Genomic DNA, 15,383 nt, shown 5'->3' with positions numbered 1-15,383 from the left:
CATTTGGGCGGATATTATAGGCAACACCATCGGTGCATACGGCTTCGAAACAGTTGGCGGCGAGATAGGTTCCTTGGGAGACAAGAAGTGATTAAGCCTAAATCGAGGTTTCAAGCATTTATATTGCTTTTGATATGTGTAGTATTTTTATTTTTTTTGGTGGGTGTTGTTGCGACATTTATGGGGGCTTCCATTAATTACTATAAAGCTGGCGTATGGCAACTTGGTTGGTCTGATATTTCGGGTTTATTTCCTGGGGCTGTTGCTTATGCCGTCCCTGTTGGGATAGGGGTCTGGGTTCTATCCTGGCTGAATGACGGCCGCGGAGACTGAGCGCAACACCAATATTTGCTCCCTTCTGACAGCACAATTCAAAGCCCGAGACACCTCCTCCGCTCAGCTCCAGAATGACGCTCAGCGTAAAAATATGCGTATTTTTCTATAGATTTTCTATTCCACATAAACGGCGACATGTGTCACCCATGTTGACCAAAAGTGTTCCGTCATCACGCAGCACGCGTCGCGGAGCACGGCTACCAGGCTGTCAATGAATCGCTGCATAGAGGCTGGAAACGTGAAGCCGCGGTTTTCTGGTAGCCGGCGCATTGAGGTGTTCTTCCGTTGCTGGTAAATCACGATCGTCGAGTGACGCCGCGTGATCTGTTTATATAAAGTCCGTCGAGTTTAACGCCGACTTGTAGTTAGAAAAAAAACTCGCGAATTTAACCGAGCCAGCTAAGCTTCATCGTGATATTGATTTGCCATACAGGGATCGTTGTCACATGAGACGCTTACTTCTTTTAAGCGGCCCGATGGCCAGTGGCAAAACGTCCCTTTCTGCCGCGCTCCAAGAATTATATGGGTTTGTTCCTATCAGCACTGGCTCCTTCCTGCGGGCGCAATTGGCGGTGCGCAATGAGCCACTTGATCGCCGTAACCTTCAAGAACTGGGGGACGCTCTCGACAGAGCAACTGACTTCTCCTGGCTCATCGAGTCTGTTGCGATCCCGGCGCTTAAAGCCCAGCCAGCTGTCGATAACTGGCTGTTGGATGCAGTCCGCAAGCCCAAACAGGTCGAGCTGTTCAGGCTCCGTTTTGGCAATGCGGTGAGGCACGTGCATATCGTTGCGCCAGATTCAGTTCTGAGCCAGCGGTACGCTGCGCGGGGCATAAGCCATCTCGAAGACTACCAGGCAAACGTACTACACCCGAACGAGCAAAGTGCTCGTTCGCTGGCAGGTTTTGCAGACAAAGTTTTGGACACTGAAGAGTACACCCCGTTGGAAATTGCAGATCAGATCATGAATATCTGGGAGACGTAGTACATGGAAGCTCGGCAGATTGTGGTGATTAGCGGCAAGACTTGTAGCGGCAAGAGTGGATTGGCCAGTTTGTTGGAAAAGGAATTTGGTTTTGCCGTGGTCAGCAATCGCCGATTCATTGATGACCCTCAGTGGCGTCTACGGATGGAACAACCAGAGATGCTTGATCGGCGGCGCGAACTCGATGATGTCGACTCCGACCAGTGGATGCTTCTGGAAACCCTTGTTATGTGCGACAAGGAAAAGGCTGGCCGACCGTTAGTTGTTGATCACCTGAATACGCTCGAACAGGTGCTGCAGTTTCGACAGGCCTTCGGAGCCGATCTCGTGCATGTTCACCTCTACGCGAGTGACCCTACGCTGCACGAGCGTTACGCAAAGCGAGTCGAGGGCGAGTCCGATCCATCCCCGTATGACGAGGTCAATCAACTCAGCGATCAATCGGAAATCCAAGCGCTAAAAGATGATGCCGACGTCCGTATCTACACCGAACGCTCCGACTCGAATGACACGCTCGTGCGAGTCGCTGCCCGTTTGCATCTATACACACCACCCGGCATCAGGTGTGTAGATGTGCTCATTGGCGGGCAGTACGGAAGCGAGGGCAAAGGCAATATCGTTGCGTACCTCGCGCGTGAATACGATGTGATGGTTCGCGTCGGTGGCCCAAACGCAGGGCATACCGTAGCGAGTGCCGTCGGCACGTTCACTTATCATCACTTGCCGTCAGGATCGCGTGATGTGACAGCGCGACTGCTTTTAGGCCCTGGCATGACAATTCATTTACCTGGGCTTTTGAGAGAGATCAGTGAATGTGGTATCGGCCCAGATCGCTTATTCATTGATCCCCAAGCAACCATCATTGAAGAAACAGACCGTGAGGCAGAACAAGTGCATCTAGTCTCCACCATCGCCTCGACCGGCAGTGGAAGCGGTGCTGCGGCTGCACGGCGCATTTTGAGTCGGGGTAAGGCGACGATTAGGTTGGCCAAGGATGTAGATGAGCTGCGACTGTACGTGGGAACTCCGGGAAACTATCGTGGTTCTACATCCGACCGTCTGGAGGAGGCTTACCGCAGTGGTCAATCTATCCTGCTGGAAGGTACCCAGGGCAGTGGATTGAGCATTTTTCATGGCGACTATCCGTACGTGACCTCCCGGGACACCAATGTTGCGGGATGTCTCGCTGAGGCAGGGATATCCCCCAGCAGAGTCCGAAAAATTCTAATGGTCATTCGGCCCATGCCCATCCGTGTTGGCGACCCCGATGGCAGCGAGGGCTACATCTCGGGAAGGCTCAAGCTTCCGACGACTTTTGATGAAATTGCACAATTTGCAGATCTTGAGGCCGACGCTTTGAACACCGCTGAGAAAACGTCCACAACAAACCGTAACCGGAAGGTTGGCTGGTTCGAGTGGGATCAATTCCGAAAGGCGTGCGCCCTCAACGCACCAACGGACATTGTTCTGACCTTTGCGGATTACCTCAAGGCCACAAATCGTAACGCTCGTCGATTCGAACAGCTGCATTCGGATACGATCAAGTTTGTGGAGGAGCTTGAACGCGTATCCCAGGCGCCTGTGTCTCTAATCAACACGCGGTTTACCCGAGACCCAGACCCCTGTGATTTGCGATCGCTGATCGATCGACGTAACTGGACTGCACGTTCTGACAGGAGATAATCAATGGATCTGGGCAAGTTGATCGAGCTTTACCCTCGGGTTTACCACATGGCCGAATGCGGCGCCTGGGACAGCATTCGCACGCGCGGTTTGATGAGTGCCACAGCAGTCCTGGATCACCTCGCAGTGGGAGGTGGCGACCGAGCTCGATACGAGAGCGAACATCGTGGGGAAAAGATGGATGTGAGAGCTGGAGACCCGTCCCACATAGTGCTCCGTGATCAGAAACCCATGCCTGAGGGGCGCTTGATCAAGGCCCTCACCGACGGGACGACACCCCGTCAGTGGTATGAATTGATCAACAGCAAAGTTTTCTTTTGGGCTGAGGAAAAGCGCCTTCATGGTCTGCTTGGCGCTCGTGATTATCGTAGGCTTGAGCACGATGTCCTGACTCTGGATTCGGCGACATTCATTCCCGCATATGCAGAAGCCATTTGGCTGTGCCATATGAACTCGGGCAATACTTGGCCCATGCCGCATCGTCGCGGTACAGACATTTTCCGTAGAATTCCAGATTATCCTATCAAGCGTTCAGGAAAGCCGGTTAAAACTGTAGTTGAGCTTGTTGTCGATTACTCTGTGCCCGACATTGCTAAATTTGTGGTGGGGGTTCGACGGATGAAGGGTAGCGAAGTATTAGGTGTCATAGGTTAGCGTCATCCATCGGAGGTATTATGCCGCGACGCCGTTTAGCTTCTCGCATCCTGTTAGTCAACCAGTCTCGGAGACTCCTACTGTTTAAAATTTCTTACAAGACGGGTGCGCGGGCAGGCATGAGCTGCTCGGCTACGCCCGGGGGGCAGCTAAGGGATGACGAGTCATTTGAAGCCGCCGCTATGCGGGAGCTCCAAGAGGATACCGGCACCGAAGTCAAATCCATTGGACGCTGCATCGCTCGGAAGGAGTTTCCTTGGCGAATGCCGGACGGAGGTCATGTGCTTGAGGTCGAGCATTACTATGTTGCGCATGTGGTGGGCAATCGCATATTCGGGCCCCAAGGCCTAGCTCGTTACTAGCCCAGCTTTTCCTTATCGATCGATGCGACGTATCTCGCATCGTTAATACGTCGATGATAAGTGTCTTACCGCCCAGATCTAGGGTGTGGTTACCCAGCATACGGCTTAGCGGGTAAGCGTTCACTTGTTGGCAGGGTCTGATCGGCTTACGATTAAACGTAAGTCAGGAGGAGTTTCGAGTATGGATAACTATCAGAATCCAAAGCCAGGAAAGACATATATCAGTCCCGCGCTTCCCTCCTTTGGTGATAAATCGCGGCTTATCCGTATCGCGTCCAAAGTGTTGCCATCGGTAGACGGCTATGAGTACGGTCGCGAGCGTGACGAAGCTGTGCTCCGGCACAAACCGGAAGCGGCGACCTTTATATCGGCTAAGTTCCTCGAGGACACTCGAAGGATTCAGGTTCTGACGATTCAAAAATTCAGTTCGGAAAGCGGGCAACCGTACGGCAGTGGTTTCTCGTTTGTCGGAGAGGAAATTGGTAGGTTTTGTGAGTTTCTTGCCAATATCCAAGCGGTTGCATTTGAGGGCGGGAGCCAAATCAATATTTCTGATTCAGAGCTGAGACGAATCGCTCTGACGTCTCTCCAAGCAAAACAACTAGTCACGGAAAACGAAGATCTGATTGCTGAGGTCGTGAAAAACTCACTAACAAGGCAGGACGTAGTCGCAATCGGATACCGAAAAAAGCAGCTTGAAGTCTTTAAGTCCCTATTAGAGGATGAAGATTACTTCCAAAAAATACAATCAAGGAAAGGCTGTACACCGGAAGCCCTATGGCAAAAGTTTTTTGAAAAAAATCCTTGGATATTCGGCTACGGCCTTAGCTACATATATGCGTCCGGCCTCGATGGGAAGAAGCTAGAGCAAGCGGTCAGAGGTAATGATGTCGCTCAGCCAGGGAAGAGAGTGGATGCGCTTCTGAAGACAAAGGCTTGGGCGTCTAGCCTCTGTTTTGTCGAAATAAAAACTCACAAGACGCGCCTTTTAAAAAACAAGAGTTATCGTGAAGGTTGCTGGGCACCCTCGGATGAGCTTGCAGGCGCGGTCGCTCAAGTGCAGGGAACTGTGGCCCTTGCAGCAGAAACTCTGAAGGAGTCAGTTCGGCTGACTGACGATAATGGATATCCCACCGCTGAAGAAGTTTTCAACTACTCCCCGAGAGCATTTGTGGTGATTGGTTCCCTAGAGCAGTTTGTTGGCGAGCACGGGGTCAATCGGGAGCATCTCAGGAGCTTCGAATTATTTCGTCGAAATACAATCCAGCCCGAGATAGTGACTTACGATGAGCTTTTTGAACGAGCAAAACACATCATCGCAGCGAATGAAGCTTAGTGCTCGCATGCAAGGCATGCTACCCGTCATCCAGCTGTGCGTTCATGCCGTTGAAGGAGGCATCGCTTCTTCGGGCTCCTGAGCCCGGCTCGTGCTGTCAGGGAGCATCTCTTTCACGATGGAAGCAACATTTCTAGCATCGTCTATCCCTCTGTGATAGGTACCCCGCCAAACCAAGCCCAATTGCGTTCACTGATCTTCCCTTCAAATGTGGATCCTAGCCCAGCCTCACTTTTTAGTATTCCACGATGGAGCTACGAGTTCAGGCGATCGGGCGTTGGCTCCTAGGCGGGCGTTGATCGTTTCGAAGTTCCCCCGTGCTTGCTTCTCCATGTTTGCAAACGTGCCACTGGGCAAGACCTTGGTGTCACGAAGCGATTCGATGTATCCGTATGCTCTGCCAAACAACAGCACGAGGCTTTCAAGGTCAGTAGCCGTTCCTATGAAATCAATGAGTTCGTAGGCCTTTACTAGACGTTGGTTGTGTACGGTGTCGATCATTGCTGTTCCTTCGGTAGATTGCGCGATAGGCGCTGCCTGCAACACCCTGCTCAGATCCATACGTGCGGAACTACCGTATACGGTTCACGCCTTGGGCAGGGCAGCCAGCACGTCTTTTGTCCGATCGGGTAGAAACTGTCATTTCCAACAGCATCTGCCGCAGTGGAGCGTGTGAAAGTACTGATATCCTCTCCGCCATACCCTAATTCCATACGATACCCCAGTCTGTACCCCCGTTTCTGACGCGATTTGCTCGGATGCCATGACTGAATATGAAACCGTGTTCGCAACCGAATATCGGCTTCAGCCCTATCTACCTCGGGCCGTTGAATCCTCCTGACGCGGCCTGAGTCAGCATGAAATGTTCGAATGGAAAGCCCTTTGGCGGCCTGGTTTGCCGCCAAGATTCATACAAAAGCCCCGCAATGCGGGGCTTTTGTGTTTCTGGGGTTTGGGCAAGGTGCGACAGTTTTTATAGGCACTCCTAAACTTTGCCTATTTGAAGGGCTTTGCGCTGTGCATGTGCCGCTTGGCCCACAGTAAATATCCCCTCAAATTTGTCGCTTTTCTGACGAGCTTTTTCTCGTCATCTCTTTGTTTTTTTACTACTATCCTTCGTCTGTGTACTCAAGGAAGAGAGGCTGAGCGCCTTGAGTCTGGTAGAAAATCTAAACTCGATCATTGAGTTTTTACTTTTACCCAGAACCTAACGACTCAGCCAGCCGTAATTACTTTTTGGTGAAACCGATGGATAAAATGTGTGGCATCGTTGTAGTGGTAGGACTTGCCCTCGCGGGATGCGCGACGAAAACTCCAGAAAAGCCTGAAGTGACTCCAGCTCCTGCCGTCGTCCAGCAAGCACCACCTGAAGTCGCACCTTCGACACCACCAAATTACACCGTGCGGTACGAGGCAGCCCCTGCGGCCGCCAGTTATGACTCCCGAACCGCTGCCTCAGCGGATGCGGATCAGTCCGAAGCAGACACAAACCTGAACCAGAATCGCGCAGAGCAATGCCGTAAAGAGCTGGATGTCTTGAAGCTCTACAACAAAGCGTCTTACGTGAAGTACGAGGCGGAATACCAAGCCATTGCTGCCAAGACTGCCAAATACATGGAAGTCAAAGACTCACTGGGCTCAGATTTGAACTACATGGTCATGCCTGCTTATCAGTTCCAAATTCGTGAATTCTGCTTCCGAGTCAAGACTCGTCTGTCGCAGCTTGTGCTTCGCCAGGCCAAATAACGATCCACGTTAGAGTGCGTCTTTTGCCATTAAGGAAGCGCTGAAAAAGGCTTCGCAGGACGCCGCACTACTAGGCTTCGAACTCCTGGTTTGCGCCAAGATTCGAACGAAAGCCTCGCGAAAGCGGGGCTTTTGTGTTTCTGGTCTCTATCCCCTAGATCAAGAATTTGATTGGTCGCTTTCGCACGGATGCAGTGCGCCGGCCTCGCCGGCTGGCGTGGCTCACCAAAGTGAGTAATATGCGTGGCTGCTTATCAAACAGGGAGATTGGTAGTGGCCGGTAAAAAGCTAGACGCGTTCCATGAGTGGTTCATCCCCAAACGTCGGCGGCGAACAGGCGGCACTTTGTATATTGCCTCGATAGCCGGACAGTTTTTTTATCCAAGTGATTACTGGGTGACCGTCATGGCCTCCGGCATCATCTTTTTCCTCAGCGCCTGGCCGTCGTTTGTTCACGATAAACGTTGAGGCTCGGCCCACACTGAGCAGTGTCAGACCATCGCGTTCGTGTGCTGTCGAGCGGTTGCGTCTGGATGGTGATCTCCAACCTGTCAGTCATCAGGCAGTTGCTGAATGATCGGTGGCCACGTCCTGCAAAATAAACACCCCGGCCTCAAGCTCCACTGACGTTCACGGAGGAATAAATGCGGATTTACATCACCGGCGCCTCATGCGCAGGCGTGACCACCCTGGGCCAAAACCTCGCCCACCAGTTCGTCATACCCCACGTCGATGTCGATGATTTCTACTGGATGCCCACCAACCCGCCGTTCACGACCAAGCGGCCTGCCAGTGAGCGCGTGTCATTGATCCAGCAAGCACTCGGTGGCGAAGAGTGGGTGCTGACCGGCTCCTGCATGGAGTGGGGCGATTCGCTGCTTGCCGCTGTCGATTTGATTGTATTCGTTGTGACACCCACGCCCGTTCGCCTGGAGCGGCTGGCTGCCCGCGAGAAGGCGCGTTTTGGCGAACGGATCGCACCGGGTGGCGATATGCATGAGATACACATCGCCTTTCGCGAGTGGGCCTCGCAGTATGACGACCCGAACTTTTCAGGACGCAACCGCGCGTGGCATGAAGCGTGGCTGTCAGGGCAAACGGCTTCGGTCTTGCGGATTGACGGGATGAGCCCTGCTGAAAAGATGGCTGCGGATGTCATTCATGGGTTGTCCAGCGCCCACCTTCCGTATTAATCCCACCCACCCAAGCCCCTTCTCTTTGGTCCTGCAAGCCCCGTTTCCATTGGACTTGAGCATTTTCGGCTGCAATCCTGCCAACCGACACTGCCCACGGACAAGGACGCTAACAATGCTCGGTTACTACGCCCAATACAGCCACCTCTACCTCACCACCCTGATGGTGATCACCACACTGTTTTTTGCCCTGCCGATATTTATCGCACCGATCCCTTGGGCGCGCGCCATGCGTTGGACGATTCCCGAGCACCAGCACCTGGCGATCTATTTTGGCCGCTGCCTGGGCGCGTTCATCCTGGTGGTGGAAGCCACCATGCTGCGCTCGGTCACCACCGGCACCCATTTCAGCTACGCCTTCGATGTGCTTTTTGTGGTGTTTGCGCTGATGTTTGTGGTGCATGTCTATGGCGCGGTGAGGCGCATTCAGCCGATTACCGAAACCCTGGAAATTGGCTTCTGGATGATGCTGTTCGTGCTCAACACGCTCTTCTATCCCGCGACGTCCATCACGCTGTAGCACCCAAAACACAGTACCGACAAACCCATATCGACACCGGGCCTGCTCAACTAGACTAGCCGTCACAACAGCTGCCAACAGCGCCCGGTGAGCCCTCCATGATCGCCCATACCCCCACGCTTTTTGCCTGTGTCGCCCTGGTGGCGACGATCATGGCGTTTTGTCTGATCCTGGTCGGCCAGTTCAATCGGGGTGACAGCCTGCTCACCATTGGCTTCGGCTTGCTGGCCCACGCTTTGGCCTACATCGGCTACACCTTCTACGGGCATGCGCCGTTGTGGTTTACCTACGGCGTCGCCAATACGCTGCTGGCCGTGGCGTTGGCTTTTTACGGTGCCAGCGTGTTTCGCATCGTTGAGCTGCCTGTCGCCTGGTGGCGGGCGTTTGCGCCTGCGGTGCTGATGGCGTTGTTGATGGCCAGCCTGATCGACACCCTGGAACCGCGCATGCTCGCCGCCACCTTTGTGTTGATGTTGCAGTGCGCGTTGATCATCTATTGGACCCTGCGCTACATCCCCGCCCAGGGGCGGGCGCGCCTGTTGTTGATCATTGGCTCGAGCATCAGCCTGATTGGCCTGGGCATGCGTGTGGTGGCGGTGTTCGGCGGCGGTGCGGCGGAAATGCGCTATGACGTCAGCAACCTCAAGCAAACCATCTCGGTGAGTATCGGCACGTTCACGGCGATGATGATTTCGCTGGGCCTGGTGTTGCTGTCCAAGGAGCGCAGTGAATCGCGCTTTCAGTACCTGGCGTTGCGCGATGTGTTGACCGGCATTCTCAACCGTCGGGCGATCCTCGAACAGTTCGCCAAGGAGCTGGAGCGCGCACGTCGCGACGGCTCCAGTCTGGCGGTGGCGATGGTGGATATCGACCACTTCAAGCAGATCAATGATGTGCACGGCCATCTGGCGGGGGATGAAGTGATTGTTCACTGTGCCGGGCACCTGTCACAGCGTCTGCGCCAATCCGACAGCATCGGCCGTTATGGCGGCGAGGAGTTTCTGCTGTTGCTGCCGGGCACCAGCCCTGAAGGCGCGGTGGCGGTACTCGATGAGCTGCGCGCTTCGCTGGCCGAGACGCCGGCGGGGTATGGGGCGTCAAGCATTGCGGTGCGGATCAGTATCGGTGTGTGTTGCGGGGTGCCAGGGGCGTCCGACACCGCCGCCAGCCTGCTGGCCCGCGCGGATGCGGCGCTGTATGAGGCCAAGGGCATGGGGCGCAATACCTTGCGGTTGGCGCCGCCGCTGCCTGGCTAGGCTCGCCTCGGCCTGCTAGTGGCACGTGGGTGTTCGGGGTATTCTTGCGGCCGAACTCAAGGAGGCGTGACGTGAAAGGAATCAAAACGGAAACACTGCGAATGGTCGGACTTTTTATTGTTATCGCAATCGGAGGCGCCTTGCATGGCGCGGGCCTCGTCGGGTTCTGGGGAATGTTCGCGGTGATGATGGCGCCGCACGTGGTGTTTTACGCGTGGGATAACCGGGGCCGTTTTCGGAACTTCACCAAATCGCAGACAAAGAAAAGCCCGTGATGGGGAGCACGGGCTAAAAGGGATGTTCATTAGGAGCTGGTTTGACCATAAGCGCTTGACTGTGAAAACGGTGTGAAAGGACAGCACCTGGTGCGATCTTTTTGTAGGACTGTGCGACGGCTACGCGGCTGGCATACTCTGTGGGTTCTTTTCCCACATTGCAGGGTGTAGTCCATGTCAGATGAAGTACGGCTTGTCGTCATTATCACTACTCAGCCGGGTCGAGGTTCCGACCAGTTGGCGGCGTTTGAGACGCTGGCTCCGCTGGTCAGGGCTGAGGAGGGGTGCATTCAATACGACCTGCATCCCGTGGCGGGCAACCCTGACAGCTTTGTGCTGATCGAGAAGTGGGCATCAAAAGCCGCGCTGGAAGCCCACCACCGTACGGCTCATATGGAAGAAGCCAGTCGGCACAATCCTACATTCCGCGCCGGGCCTTCCACGGTTTTGCTGCTTGAGCCGGCGGTTTAAGCCATCGCCTATCGCACTTTTTCGCATTTCCCCGCTCTATCTGTGACCCAGCCACATTCATTCCCCGTGGACACAAGAGCGAGACCTGGTGCCGATAGATCACCTGAAAGCCAGATGTAAACGTCGCCGGACGCGTCAACCACTGCTCTTGGTTGCCGCGTTCCTGCTGTGTGTCGCCGGTTGCAGCCAGCAGCAGGCACAGGACATGGCCAAGCAGTTCAGCAACGGCAAGCCGGATGAGTTCTTCCAGACCAGCGTCGATCGCATGGCGACCCTGGGCATGCGCGACAACCTGCAAAGCCTGTATCTGCTGATGAACAAACTCTACCTGCGCAACCCCAGCCAATGGCGGCAATCGGGTTACCCGGATGCGGTGAGCGCGGCCCGGGAAATCCGCCTGGCGATCGAGAACCGCCGTTCACTGCCGGCCCTCGGCGAACGTCGCGACCTGGCTGCATTGAGTTACTCCCTGAGCCCCGAATTTCGCGGCGACCGGGTTGGCGCCTTCATCTATGCGATCGGCAGCATGATCGTCACCGCCCATGGCGGGCGCACCGAGTTCTACATCACCGACTCGATCAACCCGCAATTCGTCAGCAACGCTGCGCGCAACATCGAGAAGGCCACCTGGCTGCTCAGCCAGCGCCAGGATGCCAACGGGGTGTTGCTGCTGTTTTCCAATGAAATCTCGGAGGAGGGCAGCAACCTCAGCTTTGCCGTGGAGTTCGGCAAGATTGTTGCGCGGCTCGACCTGTTGACTCAGCTGCTGGATGAGCGCTACCGGCGTATCGGCGTCAACTATGCGCAGAGCTTGTTGCTGATGAATTTTCTGCCGGTGCAGTAGGCTCCTCACCTGTGCGGCTTTACATTCGTGTGGCTAAAAATGTCCAGTTGCAGCGTAATAGACGGCTTGCGCCGCATTTCATCCCTCCCGTTTTACCCACGAGGTCCCCATGCAGATCAACAGCGAGCGTGCAGCCACTGCATGCGGTTTGGTAGCGATTCTCCTGTGGAGTACCGCCGCCGGGCTTATCCGCAGTGTCAGTGAACTGTTCGGCCCATTGGGCGGCGCGGCGTTGATCTACACCTTGGGGGCGGTGTTGTTGGTGTTGTTCCTAGGACGGCCGCGGGTGCGCGCGACCTCTTGGTTCTATCTGATTGTGGGCAGTGCGCTGTTTGTGGCGTACGAATTGTGCCTGTCGCTGGCATTGGGTTACGCCAGCACTCGCAACCAGGCGATTGAGCTTGGGGTGGTGAACTACCTGTGGCCCTGCCTGACCGTTTTGCTCGCGATTGTCATGAATGGGCAGAAAGCCCGCTGGCTGATCCTGCCTGGCACCGCACTGGCGTTATTTGGCATCGTGTGGGTGGTGAGCGGTGATGGCCTGGCATTGGCCACCCTTGTCGCCAACGTGAGCACCAACCCCCTGAGCTACAGCCTCGCCCTGGGCTGCGCGGTCACGTTCGCGTTGTACTGCAACGTCACCCGGCGCTACGCCGGTGGGCAAAACCTGGTGATGCTGTTTTTTACCCTGGCCGCCGCTGTCCTTTGGTTGAAATACGCGCTGAGCACTGAAGTGCTGCCCGCGTTCACCCTCAACAGCAGCCTGCAACTGGGCGCGGCCGGCGTTGCCATGGCCGGCGGCTACGCGCTGTGGAACCTGGGCATCCTGCGCGGCAACCTCACCCTGCTGGCCACTGCCTCATACGCTGCGCCGGTGTTGTCGTCGGCATTTGCCGCCGTGTGGCTGGGGGCCCACCTGACCGCACAGTTCTGGCAGGGTGCCGTGTTGGTGACCGTAGGCTCGCTGATGTGCTGGCAAGCGACGCGCACGCGACCGAGTGATGTTTAGGAGTGCGCTGTTTCTCTTTCCTATGTAGGAATGGGCCTAACGTCACACAGGCGCCTTGAAACGCTTACTACTCGGCAATAGCCTCGGACTTTTCTTAAAAATGAGTGCCTGCCTTGGGTAAGTCAAAAACGCGTTGGCCGACTGAGCGCGAAATCCGCCTGCGATTTATCCTGTTTGCCGTGATTGACGTCGCGAGTGTTCAAGGCGTTTGCGCCGAGTTGTTACTGCCTGCGCATAAACTGCTGCGTGATTCGCCCACGGAAGTGCAGTTGTGCGAAACCCTTGCTGAGATCCTGGCCACCGAAGAAATGGTTGGCTTTCGGTTCACTCAAGGCTCAGAGGCGGATGAGCTGATGCAGACGCTGAATTTTCAGCGTGGTTAGACCGATTATTTCCTTAGGGTCGGTTGCAAGTCCTGCACCGGGCATTCTTTCCTGTTGCACCATGGCGCTGGTTCGTTAATCAGGAGTGACTTGGCGGGCGTCCTTGTCTTCCCATCTGGGCCCCGCCTTTTACGTCCCCCCGAATTCCAAGGACCCGCCCCATGTTGTTGCGCCAACCTCCGCTCCTGTTTGCCGCCCTGACCTTAAGCTCGCTGGTGCACGCCGAAGACCTGCAACTGGCCCCGGTCGAAGTCACCAGCAGCGAAGCCAGCGCCGGCGAAATCGCCGAGGCCCAGCTCAAGAGTGTGCCCGGTGGCACCAACTACATCGACATGAACAGCGTGCAGCAGGGGCGGGTCAGCACCAACGAGGACGTGTTCAAGTACCAGGCCGGGGTGTACGCCAAGGCGGCGAACAACGAAGGGGTGAAACTGTCGATCCGCGGTTCGGGCCTGAACCGCAGCCCCGGTTCCCATGGCTCGGGCTTGTATGAAATGTTCGATGGCCTGCCGCTGACCGGCCCTGGCGGCACGCCCTATGAGTTGAAAGACCCGCTCTGGCAAAGCCGCGTCGAAGTGCTGCGCGGCGCCAACGGTTTTGATCAGGGCGCGTTGGCCTTGGGCGGCGCGGTCAACTACGTGACCCGTACCGGCTATGACGCGCCCAAGCTGCAACTGCGTTATGAGGCGGGCAGCAAAGGCTACGCCCAGCGCGAGATCAGCTCCGGCCAGGTGCTGGGGGATGCCGATTACTACATCAGCCTTACCGACTCCGAATCCGACGGCTACCAGCGCCAGAGCGCCGCCACGGGCAAGGGCATGGCGGCCAATTTCGGCTACCGTTTCAGCCCGGAACTGGAGACCCGTTTCTATTTCCGCTACCGCGAAACCACCAACGACACCCCGGGCAAACTCACCCGCGCGCAGATCAGCCACGACCCCCGCGCCGCCAACAGCCTCAACGCCGCCCGCGACTCCAAGCGCCTGCAACCGGGCTCGACCTGGATCGCCAACAAGACCACCCTGCAACTGGATGACAATTCTCGCGTCGAGTTCGGCCTGGCGTATCACGACTATCCGATGGACCTGCGCGAAGGCACGATTCGCCTGAAAGTCGCCTACACCGATATCAGCAGCACCCTCAATTACATTCGCCAGGACACGTTGTTCGGCCACGACAGCAAAACCACGATCGGCCTGCGCACTACCCAGGCGATGCCCAACAACGGTGGCGCGGAATACGTGCGTATCCCGGCCGGCAACACTGCGACCTATGCCCCCGGCACCAAGACCCGCGACTACAGCTACCTGGGCTCCGACACCGTGCTGCATATCGGCAACGACCTGGAACTGGTGCCCGACCTGTGGCTGACCACCGGCCTTGCGGCGATCTACACCCGCCGTGAAACCGAAGTGACCTACCCGGACACCCATGCGCCGCTGAGCCAGCACGACTGGGACTACGCGCCGCGCATCGGCCTGCGTTACGACTTCAACCCGCAATTGCAGGTGTACGGCAACCTGAGCCGCTCGGTCGAGCCGCCGCATGCGTGGTCGATGATCTGGGGTTCCAACAAGTACTTCACCAGCGGCCCGGCCAACGGCATGGCCCGCGAAGGTGTAAGCCTGAAAAACCAGACCGCCACCACCCTGGAAGTCGGCGGACGCGGTGAACACTGGTTCGGCCAGTGGGACCTGGCGCTGTACCGCTCCGAAGTGCGCCACGAATTGCTCACCGTGGAGACCCGGGCTCAGACCTCCACGGCAGACGCCATCGTCGCCGAAAACAACGCCAGCCCTACCATCCACCAAGGCCTCGAATTGGGCCTGCTCAGCCCGCTGTGGGACGGCGGCCGCAACGGCAAGCTGGCCCTGCGCCAGGCCTACACCTTCAGTGACTTCCACTACCGCGACGACGACCGCTTCGGCGGCAACACCTTGCCGGGCATCCCCAAACACTATTACCAGGGGCAACTGCGCTATAGCCATCCGACGGGGTTCTACAGCAGTTTCAACACCGAGCATTCGTCAAAAGTGGCAGTGGATTACGCCAACTCCTACAACGCCGCGTCCTACACGATTGTGGGCGCGACCTTCGGCTACGACGCGCCGAAACAGGACTGGCAAGCCTGGGTCGACCTGCGCAACCTCACCAACCGGCGTTACGCCAATACCATCACACCGGGCTATGACGACAAGGGTGTGGACATGGCGCGTTCCACGCCGGCGGATGGTCGCGGTATCTACACCGGTGTGTCCTGGAGCTGGCGCTGAGCCTGACCGGCCGCCATCGCAGGCAAGCCAGCTCCCACAGTTGAGCTGTGTGAGCC

18 protein-coding genes are annotated in these 15,383 nt (G+C 56.4%); 17 read left to right on the top strand and 1 reads right to left on the bottom strand.

The features are described from left to right. Positions 1-87 precede the first annotated feature (87 nt). The 6 genes from B348_RS1000000131530 to B348_RS0110200 all read left to right on the top strand — a co-directional run bounded on the left by B348_RS1000000131530 (position 88) and on the right by B348_RS0110200 (position 5,357). Positions 88-333: a hypothetical protein gene (locus B348_RS1000000131530; RefSeq protein ID WP_157356494.1), complete on the top strand. Its 246-nt coding sequence runs from the start codon at positions 88-90 to the stop codon at positions 331-333. A gap of 449 nt (positions 334-782) precedes the next feature. Beyond that, positions 783-1,322: an AAA family ATPase gene (locus tag B348_RS0110220; RefSeq protein WP_157356493.1), complete on the top strand. Its 540-nt coding sequence runs from the start codon at positions 783-785 to the stop codon at positions 1,320-1,322. A gap of 3 nt (positions 1,323-1,325) precedes the next feature. Beyond that, complete coding sequence (locus B348_RS0110215) at positions 1,326-3,005, top strand: adenylosuccinate synthetase (protein WP_017736023.1); 1,680 nt, start codon at positions 1,326-1,328, stop codon at positions 3,003-3,005. A 3-nt stretch (positions 3,006-3,008) separates the two neighbouring features. Beyond that, entirely contained in the window at positions 3,009-3,659 is a 651-nt protein-coding gene (locus B348_RS0110210; RefSeq protein WP_017736022.1) for a hypothetical protein, read from the top strand. Positions 3,660-3,679: 20 nt separating this feature from the next. Then, complete coding sequence (locus tag B348_RS1000000132195; protein WP_050558313.1) at positions 3,680-4,021, top strand: NUDIX domain-containing protein; 342 nt, start codon at positions 3,680-3,682, stop codon at positions 4,019-4,021. A 181-nt stretch (positions 4,022-4,202) separates the two neighbouring features. Then, positions 4,203-5,357 (top strand): Shedu immune nuclease family protein, encoded by a 1,155-nt coding sequence (locus B348_RS0110200; RefSeq protein ID WP_017736020.1) that lies wholly within the window; start codon positions 4,203-4,205, stop codon positions 5,355-5,357. Between the two features lie 228 nt (positions 5,358-5,585). On the opposite strand, the gene B348_RS0110195 is transcribed toward B348_RS0110200, so the two are convergent. Further along, a complete protein-coding gene (locus B348_RS0110195) occupies positions 5,586-5,858 on the bottom strand; it encodes a hypothetical protein (RefSeq protein WP_017736019.1) in 273 nt (90 codons plus the stop codon). Positions 5,859-6,605: 747 nt separating this feature from the next. Here B348_RS0110195 and B348_RS1000000131910 point away from each other — a divergent pair. The 11 genes from B348_RS1000000131910 to B348_RS0110145 all read left to right on the top strand — a co-directional run bounded on the left by B348_RS1000000131910 (position 6,606) and on the right by B348_RS0110145 (position 15,327). Then, positions 6,606-7,103: a hypothetical protein gene (locus tag B348_RS1000000131910; RefSeq protein WP_256204261.1), complete on the top strand. Its 498-nt coding sequence runs from the start codon at positions 6,606-6,608 to the stop codon at positions 7,101-7,103. Between the two features lie 273 nt (positions 7,104-7,376). Beyond that, complete coding sequence (locus B348_RS1000000130820) at positions 7,377-7,571, top strand: hypothetical protein (protein WP_081609220.1); 195 nt, start codon at positions 7,377-7,379, stop codon at positions 7,569-7,571. Between the two features lie 176 nt (positions 7,572-7,747). After that, complete coding sequence (locus B348_RS0110185; RefSeq protein WP_017736017.1) at positions 7,748-8,296, top strand: adenylate kinase; 549 nt, start codon at positions 7,748-7,750, stop codon at positions 8,294-8,296. A 115-nt stretch (positions 8,297-8,411) separates the two neighbouring features. Next, a complete protein-coding gene (locus tag B348_RS0110180; protein WP_017736016.1) occupies positions 8,412-8,816 on the top strand; it encodes a hypothetical protein in 405 nt (134 codons plus the stop codon). A gap of 98 nt (positions 8,817-8,914) precedes the next feature. After that, on the top strand, positions 8,915-10,072 hold the full coding sequence (locus B348_RS0110175; protein ID WP_017736015.1) for a GGDEF domain-containing protein: 1,158 nt from the start codon (positions 8,915-8,917) through the stop codon (positions 10,070-10,072). A gap of 71 nt (positions 10,073-10,143) precedes the next feature. After that, positions 10,144-10,347: a hypothetical protein gene (locus B348_RS01000000129870; protein WP_017736014.1), complete on the top strand. Its 204-nt coding sequence runs from the start codon at positions 10,144-10,146 to the stop codon at positions 10,345-10,347. A 174-nt stretch (positions 10,348-10,521) separates the two neighbouring features. After that, on the top strand, positions 10,522-10,818 hold the full coding sequence (locus B348_RS0110165) for a putative quinol monooxygenase (RefSeq protein WP_017736013.1): 297 nt from the start codon (positions 10,522-10,524) through the stop codon (positions 10,816-10,818). Positions 10,819-11,023: 205 nt separating this feature from the next. Further along, a complete protein-coding gene (locus B348_RS0110160) occupies positions 11,024-11,662 on the top strand; it encodes a hypothetical protein (RefSeq protein WP_017736012.1) in 639 nt (212 codons plus the stop codon). A 109-nt stretch (positions 11,663-11,771) separates the two neighbouring features. Then, positions 11,772-12,671, top strand: coding sequence for an aromatic amino acid DMT transporter YddG (gene yddG, locus B348_RS0110155; RefSeq protein WP_017736011.1), 900 nt, complete (start codon positions 11,772-11,774; stop codon positions 12,669-12,671). Positions 12,672-12,784: 113 nt separating this feature from the next. Continuing rightward, positions 12,785-13,054 (top strand): hypothetical protein, encoded by a 270-nt coding sequence (locus B348_RS0110150; RefSeq protein ID WP_017736010.1) that lies wholly within the window; start codon positions 12,785-12,787, stop codon positions 13,052-13,054. A 161-nt stretch (positions 13,055-13,215) separates the two neighbouring features. Then, entirely contained in the window at positions 13,216-15,327 is a 2,112-nt protein-coding gene (locus B348_RS0110145) for a TonB-dependent receptor domain-containing protein (RefSeq protein WP_017736009.1), read from the top strand. Positions 15,328-15,383 lie beyond the last annotated feature (56 nt).

This window comes from Pseudomonas sp. CBZ-4 (assembly GCF_000346755.1).
GTDB lineage: Bacteria > Pseudomonadota > Gammaproteobacteria > Pseudomonadales > Pseudomonadaceae > Aquipseudomonas.
Note: the sequence above shows the minus strand (reverse complement) of the source record. Positions and strands in the feature narration are given on the sequence as shown.

Bases quoted from the DNA above. Each gene is read 5' to 3' on its own strand.
- B348_RS0110220 (WP_157356493.1), top strand. From the start codon at position 783: ATGAGACGCTTACTTCTTTTAAGCGGCCCGATGGCCAGTGGCAAAACG.
- B348_RS0110185 (WP_017736017.1), top strand. From the start codon at position 7,748: ATGCGGATTTACATCACCGGCGCCTCATGCGCAGGCGTGACCACCCTG.
- B348_RS0110195 (WP_017736019.1), bottom strand. From the start codon at position 5,858: ATGATCGACACCGTACACAACCAACGTCTAGTAAAGGCCTACGAACTC.
- B348_RS0110210 (WP_017736022.1), top strand. From the start codon at position 3,009: ATGGATCTGGGCAAGTTGATCGAGCTTTACCCTCGGGTTTACCACATG.
- B348_RS0110215 (WP_017736023.1), top strand. From the start codon at position 1,326: ATGGAAGCTCGGCAGATTGTGGTGATTAGCGGCAAGACTTGTAGCGGC.
- B348_RS0110160 (WP_017736012.1), top strand. From the start codon at position 11,024: ATGGCCAAGCAGTTCAGCAACGGCAAGCCGGATGAGTTCTTCCAGACC.
- B348_RS0110145 (WP_017736009.1), top strand. From the start codon at position 13,216: ATGTTGTTGCGCCAACCTCCGCTCCTGTTTGCCGCCCTGACCTTAAGC.
- yddG (WP_017736011.1), top strand. From the start codon at position 11,772: ATGCAGATCAACAGCGAGCGTGCAGCCACTGCATGCGGTTTGGTAGCG.
- B348_RS0110180 (WP_017736016.1), top strand. From the start codon at position 8,412: ATGCTCGGTTACTACGCCCAATACAGCCACCTCTACCTCACCACCCTG.
- B348_RS0110175 (WP_017736015.1), top strand. From the start codon at position 8,915: ATGATCGCCCATACCCCCACGCTTTTTGCCTGTGTCGCCCTGGTGGCG.
- B348_RS0110200 (WP_017736020.1), top strand. From the start codon at position 4,203: ATGGATAACTATCAGAATCCAAAGCCAGGAAAGACATATATCAGTCCC.
- B348_RS1000000132195 (WP_050558313.1), top strand. From the start codon at position 3,680: ATGCCGCGACGCCGTTTAGCTTCTCGCATCCTGTTAGTCAACCAGTCT.
- B348_RS0110165 (WP_017736013.1), top strand. From the start codon at position 10,522: ATGTCAGATGAAGTACGGCTTGTCGTCATTATCACTACTCAGCCGGGT.
- B348_RS1000000131910 (WP_256204261.1), top strand. From the start codon at position 6,606: ATGGATAAAATGTGTGGCATCGTTGTAGTGGTAGGACTTGCCCTCGCG.